The sequence below is a fragment of the Geminicoccus flavidas genome (genome assembly GCF_009806515.1).
Lineage (GTDB): Bacteria > Pseudomonadota > Alphaproteobacteria > Geminicoccales > Geminicoccaceae > Geminicoccus > Geminicoccus flavidus.
Genome location: NZ_WUJP01000401.1, coordinates 1 through 6,290, shown reverse-complemented (window position 1 = coordinate 6,290; position 6,290 = coordinate 1). Strand labels below are relative to the sequence as shown.

Annotated in this window: 9 protein-coding genes; 2 read left to right on the top strand and 7 right to left on the bottom strand. The window is 70.4% G+C overall.

Going from position 1 to position 6,290, the window contains the following annotated elements; genetic code table 11:
* The 3 genes from EQG76_RS11390 to EQG76_RS11380 form a co-directional block, all read right to left on the bottom strand.
* A partial coding sequence (locus tag EQG76_RS11390; protein WP_159713433.1) for an FAD-dependent oxidoreductase occupies window positions 1-295 on the bottom strand: 295 nt, incomplete at its 3' end.
* 76 nt (window positions 296-371) lie between these two features.
* Window positions 372-782: a cupin domain-containing protein gene (locus EQG76_RS11385; protein ID WP_200840743.1), complete on the bottom strand. Its 411-nt coding sequence runs from the start codon at window positions 780-782 to the stop codon at window positions 372-374.
* The gene (locus EQG76_RS11380) at window positions 779-1,672 is read right to left on the bottom strand and encodes a LysR substrate-binding domain-containing protein (protein WP_159713431.1); all 894 of its coding nucleotides are present in this window, start codon (window positions 1,670-1,672) and stop codon (window positions 779-781) included. The genes EQG76_RS11385 and EQG76_RS11380 overlap by 4 nt, the downstream gene beginning before the upstream one ends.
* A 123-nt stretch (window positions 1,673-1,795) precedes the next feature.
* Here EQG76_RS11380 and EQG76_RS11375 point away from each other — a divergent pair, with 123 nt between their 5' ends.
* Window positions 1,796-2,545 carry a class I SAM-dependent methyltransferase gene (locus tag EQG76_RS11375; RefSeq protein ID WP_159713429.1) on the top strand — a complete coding sequence of 250 codons (750 nt, stop codon included), beginning with the start codon at window positions 1,796-1,798 and terminating at the stop codon, window positions 2,543-2,545.
* Between the two features lie 4 nt (window positions 2,546-2,549).
* Here EQG76_RS11375 and EQG76_RS11370 read toward each other — a convergent pair whose 3' ends face one another.
* Window positions 2,550-2,879 (bottom strand): acylphosphatase, encoded by a 330-nt coding sequence (locus tag EQG76_RS11370; RefSeq protein WP_407925531.1) that lies wholly within the window; start codon window positions 2,877-2,879, stop codon window positions 2,550-2,552.
* 286 nt (window positions 2,880-3,165) lie between these two features.
* On the opposite strand from EQG76_RS11370, the gene EQG76_RS11365 reads away from it, so the two are divergent.
* Window positions 3,166-3,783 (top strand): RNA recognition motif domain-containing protein, encoded by a 618-nt coding sequence (locus EQG76_RS11365; RefSeq protein ID WP_159713427.1) that lies wholly within the window; start codon window positions 3,166-3,168, stop codon window positions 3,781-3,783.
* Window positions 3,784-3,983: 200 nt separating this feature from the next.
* Here the strand turns inward: EQG76_RS11365 and EQG76_RS11360 are convergent, their stop codons facing one another.
* From EQG76_RS11360 to EQG76_RS11350, 3 genes are all read right to left on the bottom strand, one after another.
* Window positions 3,984-5,318: a PQQ-dependent sugar dehydrogenase gene (locus EQG76_RS11360; RefSeq protein ID WP_159713435.1), complete on the bottom strand. Its 1,335-nt coding sequence runs from the start codon at window positions 5,316-5,318 to the stop codon at window positions 3,984-3,986.
* On the bottom strand, window positions 5,318-5,749 hold the full coding sequence (locus EQG76_RS11355; protein WP_235031318.1) for a DUF2231 domain-containing protein: 432 nt from the start codon (window positions 5,747-5,749) through the stop codon (window positions 5,318-5,320). The genes EQG76_RS11360 and EQG76_RS11355 overlap by 1 nt, the downstream gene beginning before the upstream one ends.
* A gap of 158 nt (window positions 5,750-5,907) precedes the next feature.
* On the bottom strand, window positions 5,908-6,290 hold a 383-nt coding region (locus tag EQG76_RS11350; protein ID WP_321573448.1), incomplete at its 5' end, for an oligopeptide/dipeptide ABC transporter ATP-binding protein.

The following is a 6,290-nucleotide window of genomic DNA, read 5'->3' as shown; positions in this document are numbered from 1 at the left end:
CGCGGTCCACCGCGAGCGCACCCCCGGCCGGCAGCTTGTGCCGGTCGCCTTCCGCAATGATGAGCGAGCCCAGCCGGCGCATCTCCTCGTGCAGCAGACCCACCGCATTGCCCATGGGGTCGTCGGAGCGGAACGAGTTGGAGCAGACCAGCTCGGCGAACTGGCCGGTCTGGTGCGCCGCCGTGGTCTCCACCGGCCGCATCTCGTGCAGCACCACCGGCACGCCCTGCCGGGCGAGCTGCCATGCCGCCTCCGAGCCCGCGAGCCCTCCACCGATCACCTGCACTGGCTGCAACGCATCATCCCCAGAATCTGCCGCGCCAGCGTTTAGCGCCTGGCGCGGACCGGGGCAAACGATGCGCGCGCTGCCACTACTTGGAAGACGCCGTGGCGGCCGGCCAGTGGTCCGCCACCCGCTCCGCCTCCTCCATGTTTGGCCATGGCGGCATGGTCACGATGACGATCTCGAGGGGCTCGTCGCCCGTGCAGCGGAACTGGAAATGGGCGCCCAGCGGGATGGTGACGGCACTGCCGGCGCACAGATGGTCGACCCGCTCCTCGCCTGCGAGGGAGCGCCAGATCTCGCCCACGCCGCCGACCACGTACCACAGTTCCTCGACGGTGCGATGGCGCACGGCCAGCGTGGTGCCGCCGACCGGGACGCGGCAATGGACCATGCTGCCACCCTTGAGCTGGGGCAGGAAGCGGATCTCTGAACCGTCCGGCGCCAGCGTGTCCGGGTCGGCGGCGATCATCGCCGCGGGTTGGAGTGCAGTGCTCAAGTATTCTGCCCCAGGCTGGCCCGTTCCATGGCGATCTCCTCCGTCAGCCAGTCGCGAAAGGCGGCGAGCGGTCGCGCCTGGCCGCGCCGCTGCGGCCAGACCAGCCAGTAGGCGGCCGGCAGCGGCACCACCGGGCCAAACGGCATGGTCAGGTGGCCCTGGCGGATCTCGTCGGCGACCAGCCAGGGGTCGATCACCATCACGCCCAGCCGGCCGATCGCCGCCTGGACCACCTGGGCGCGGGTCTCGAACACCGGCCCGGAGCTGGTGTCCACTCCGCTCACCCCGGCAGCCGCCAGCCAGACATCCCAGTCGCCGCGCCTTGCGCGTGCGTGGAGCAGCCGGGCGCTGGCCAGGTCCGCAGGCGTCTCCAGGCCGGTCCGCGCCACCAGCTCGGGGCTGGCCACCGGCACCAGGCCGTCGTCGTAGAGCTTCTGCATCTGCAGGTTCGGCCAGTTGCCCTGGCCGTAGCGGATGGCACAGTCGAAGGCCTCGCGGTCGAAGTCGACGATCCGGGTCGACGTGGCGACCAGCAGCTCGATGTCCGGATGCTTGGACTGGAAGCGCTCCAGGCGCGGGATCAGCCAGGCGCTAGCGAAGGTCGAGAGCGTGCTGATCCGAAGCTCCACCCGGCGCCGAGTGAAGTCGGACAGGGCCTGGTCGATCCGGGCGAACGCCGGCACAACGGCATCGGCCAGGCGCCTTCCGTCCTCGGTCGGCACGAGGCCCCGGCCGACCCGGTCGAACAGCGGCACGCCCAGGCGCGCTTCCAGGTCGCGTAGGAGGTGCGACAGCGCCGAGCCGGTCACGCCGAGCTCGGCGGCGGCCTGGGCGACGCTGCCATGGCGGACGATCGCGGCGAACGCCTGGACCGCCTTCAGCGAGATCATCGGTCCGGTCCGGAAAGCATGAGCTCGTCTCAGCAGTAGTGCTGTATGATCCGCTCTAGGATCGGCCAGGACAAGACGTTTTCCGCAACGCGCCTGCACCCAGGGAGAGAAGGGAATGACCCGATGACGAGCCAGACCTGGAATGCCGCCAGCTACCAGAAGAATGCCGGCTTCGTGCCGATCCTGGGTGGGCCCGTGCTGGAGCTGCTGGGCGAGGTGGCCGGGCAGGACGTGCTCGATCTCGGCTGCGGCGACGGAGTGCTGACCGAGCGACTCCAGGCGGCAGGGGCAAGGGTGCTGGGCGTGGACGCCTCGGCCGAGATGGTGGCGGCAGCGCGCAAGCGCGGCGTACCGGCCGAGCAGATGGACGGCCAGGACCTCCGCTTCGAGGGGAGGTTCGATGCCGTGTTCAGCAACGCCGCCCTGCACTGGATGCGGGACCAGGACGCGGTGCTGCAGGGAGTGTTCCGGGCGCTTCGGCCGGGCGGCCGGCTCGTGTGCGAGATGGGCGGCCAGGGCAATGTCGCCGCCGAGGTCGTGGCCCTGCACCAGGCGGCCGCGGAGTTCGGCCTGGACGCGGCGGCACTGCATCCCTGGAGCTTCCCGAGCCCGCAGGAGCAGGCCGACCGGCTGGTCGGGATCGGCTTTGCGGTCCGGCGGATGGAGCTGATCCCGCGGCCGACCCCGCTGCCGACCGGCATGTATGGCTGGCTCTTCACCTTCGCCGGCCCGTACACCCGCCACCTGCCGGCCGAGCGGCAGGAGCCGTTCCTGCGGCGGGTCGAGGCGATGCTGGCCCCGGCTTTGCGCGACCGGCAGGGCAACTGGACCGCCGACTATGTCCGGCTGCGCTTCGTGGCCGAGCGGCCCTGAGCCGTCAGCCGGTCGGGCGGCGGGTGAAGCCCGCATGGCCTTCGGGCGCCAGGTCGCTGACCTGGACCCCGTCGACCCTGGCCAGGCGCGGACCCCTTCGGCAACGGTCGGCCAGGCGCTCGAGCGCGGCGGCCGGTCCTTCGGCATGCGCCTCCACCGAGCCATCCGGCCGGTTGCGCACCCACCCGGTCAGCCTCAGCTCCACCGCCTGGCCCACCAGCCAATCCCGGTAGCCCACGCCCTGGACCCGCCCGGTGATCCGCAACCGGGCCGCGCAGCGTGCCGGTGGGGACACCGAAAAGCCGCCTTCTGCCTCACCCCCATCGATGGCTATGGACACTGAAAACTCCGTGGCGCATCACGAGCGGCTGGTGTATAGGGACGAACGGAATGTGTCGCTACGCGAGAAGACGCCCTGTTCGTGACAGTCGCTTCATCTTTGACTTTCTCACCCTGCTACGGTGATGCGGCGGTTGCGCCTAGCTTCGTCGGGCTGATGGGGTTGGTCGGAGCGGAGCCCGTTGCAGCAGACGGGTCACGCGATCATCCGACGACGCGCGCATCCCTTGCTTCCTCGATCGTACTCCCCACCCGCTTCCGCGGTTTTGCCGGACTCGCCGATGACTCGTAAGCTCTTCGTAGCCAACTTCCCCTATTCGACCACCCCTGAAGAACTCGAGCAGCTCTTCGCCCCGCACGGTGGCGTCGTGGCCGTCAAGATCGCGACCGACCGTGAGACGGGCCGCAGCCGCGGCTTCGGCTTCATCGAGATGGAGTCGGAAGAGGCCTGCGAGAACGCCATCCGCAAGATGGACGGCTTCCAGATGGCGGGCCGCGCCCTGGCCGTGCGCCAGGCCGAGGACCGTCGTCCGGCCGGCGGCCCGGGTGGTGGCGGCGGCTTCGGTGGTCCTCGCGGCGGCGGTGACCGTGGCGGCTTCGGCGGTCCTCGCGGCGGCGGTGACCGTGGCGGCTTCGGCGGCGACCGCGGGGGCTTTGGTGGCCCGCGCGGCGGCGGTGGCGGCTTCGGCGGCCCGCGTGGCGGCTTCGGTGCTGAGCGCAGCGGTGGCGGCGGCTTCGGCGGCCCTGGCGGCGGTGACCGTGGTGGCTTCGGCGACCGCGCGCCCAGCCCGGGCGGCTTCGAGGACCGCGGCTTCGGCGATCGTCCGTCGCGCTCCCCCGGTGGTGGCCGTGGCCGTGGCCGGGGCGATCGCGGCGGCTTCGACGACAACTGGAACTGATCACTCCAGACGGGTCTAGGCGACCTGCATGAAAGGGAGGGTCCCGAAAGGGGCCCTCCCTTCTTGCGTTTCTGGGGCAACGAGTCGCCAGACCGATGACGGATGGGGATGGGAGGCCTGCCGCGGGTCCCGGTGCTCCGGCAGGCCTGGCGGGCACGGGCGCGGCTGGCGGCGCGAGGGCTGCCGCCAGCCGTGCTGGATCAGCGCTGGGCCTGATCCCGGTCGGGTTCGAGTGCGGCTGCCGGCTGGGGCTGGTCCACCGACACGCGCCAGACCGTGTTCGCCAGGTCGTCGGCCACGATCAGGGCGCCGCGCGGGTCCACGGTGACCCCGACCGGCCGGCCGCGGGTGTTGTTGCCGTCCGCGGTCAGAAAGCCGGTGACGAAGTCGACCGGCTCGCCGACGGGCTTGCCGTCCTGGAACGGCACGAAGATCACCTTGTAGCCGGACGGATCGGTCCGGTTCCAGCTACCATGCTCGCCGACGAACACCCCTTCGGCGAACTGTTCACCCATGACCGGGCTCGAGAAGGCCAGGCCCAGCGCTGCCACATGCGAGCCCAACCCATAGTCCGGGCGGATGGCCGCTTCGACCTTCTCCGGGTCCTGTGGCTGCGCGCGCGGGTCGACGTTCTGGCCCCAGTAGCTGTAGGGCCAGCCATAGAAGCCACCCTCCTGCACGGAAGTCAGGTAGTCCGGCACCAGGTCGGGGCCGATCTCGTCCCGCTCGTTCACCACTGCCCAGAGCTGGTCGGTGCCCGGCTGGATGGCGAGTGCAGTGGGGTTGCGCAGGCCCGTGGCAAAGCGCTTGTGCATGCCCGTCTCGGCATCGACCTGCCACACCACCGCCCGGTCGACCTCGGCATCCATGCCGCGCTCGGTGATGTTGCTGTTGGAGCCGATGCCGACATAAAGGAAGCGGCCATCGGGGCTGGCGGTCAGCGCCTTGGTCCAGTGATGGTTGATCGCGGACGGCAGGTCCGTCACCAGCTCCGGCGGCCCGCCCGCCTGCGTCTGGCCGTCGGCATAGTCGAAGCGCACCAGCGCATCCTGGTTCGCGACATAGATGGCGTTGTTGGCGAAGGCCAGGCCATAGGGCGCGTTGAGATTGTCCGCGAAGACGCCCTGCGCTTCGTAGGTGCCGTCGCCATCGGCGTCGCGCAGCAGGGTCAGCCGGTTGCCGCCCTTCACCGAGGTCTTGCCCAGGGCCTTGATGAAGTTCGCGATGATGTCCTTGGGGCGGAGCGCTGGCGCACCGCCACCCGAGCCCTCCGCGACCAGGATGTCACCGTTGGGCAGGACCAGGGTCTGGCGCGGGATCCTGAGATCCGTGGCAATGGCCTCGATCCGGTAGCCCCGCGGCACGATCGGCCGTTCCTCCCCCCAGCCAGCCGGCCTCGGGATCTTCATGGTCGGCAGCAGGCCACGGTTCGGCTCGGGCAGGTCCGGGTTGGGGCCATACTGGGCCGGATCGGCCTTGGCGTCCCAGCTGGACAGGGCGATCGCCGCAGCACCGAGCAACAGAAGCGAGCGCATCATTCCACCTCTCCGGTCCGAAACCCGGAATAGCCGATCCAGGCGGCAACGAGCGCCAGGATCGCCGTTATCACCGACAGATAGAGGCCTTCCGGCATGGTGGCCCAGGCGTCCTTGGCGTGGACCAGGGCGTTGATGAAGCCCAGCACCCACATGGCGAGCAGCACGATGAAATAGGCGACGGGGCGCCTGCGATAGCCGGAATGGCTGCGGAACAGGTTGATCAGCGCCCAGAGCAGGGCGAAGCTACCGGCCAGCAGCCCGCCGGCGATGAGCCAGGACGAGAAATTGGCCCACTGCACATGAAAGGTCGCCCGGTAGGCGAGATCGCTGACGAGTGCGCCCAGGAACAGGGGCAGCGGAAACGCCAGGAGGATGGCGTGCAGCGGGTGGATTGGCCTCGGCAGGCTCGAGGCGGGTATGGCAACCACGGCGTCTCCTCTCATGCCAGGGCGCGGCCGCGTGGCCGGCGCCCGGCAAAGCGTCGCCGGGGTAACGGATCAACCGTTAGAAAGTTGCGGGAGCGGGGCAGGGCGCTTGGCCACGGCATGGCGCCGCCCCCGCTCCGGCCGGTGGGCGGGAGTGCCGCTCAGTCGCGGCCTTCCTCCACCGCATGGCAGGCGACGAGCTGCGTGCCCGCCCTGGTCAGGCCCGGCACCTCCACCCGGCAGCGCTCGTTGGCGAGCGGGCAGCGCGGGTGGAACGGGCAGCCGGGCGGCGGGGCCAGCGGCGAGGGCAGTTCTCCCCTGGCCTTGATCCGGTCGCGCCGGCGGCGCGGATCGGCGATCGGGGTGGCCGCGAGCAGCACCCGCGTATAGGGATGGCGTGGCGTGGCGAAGATCGCCGCCTTGGGCCCCTTCTCCACCGCCTTGCCCAGATACATCACCATCACGTCCTGGGCGATGTGCCGGACCACCGACAGGTCGTGGCTGATGAACAAATAGGCGAGCCGGAACTCGTCCTGCAGGTCCA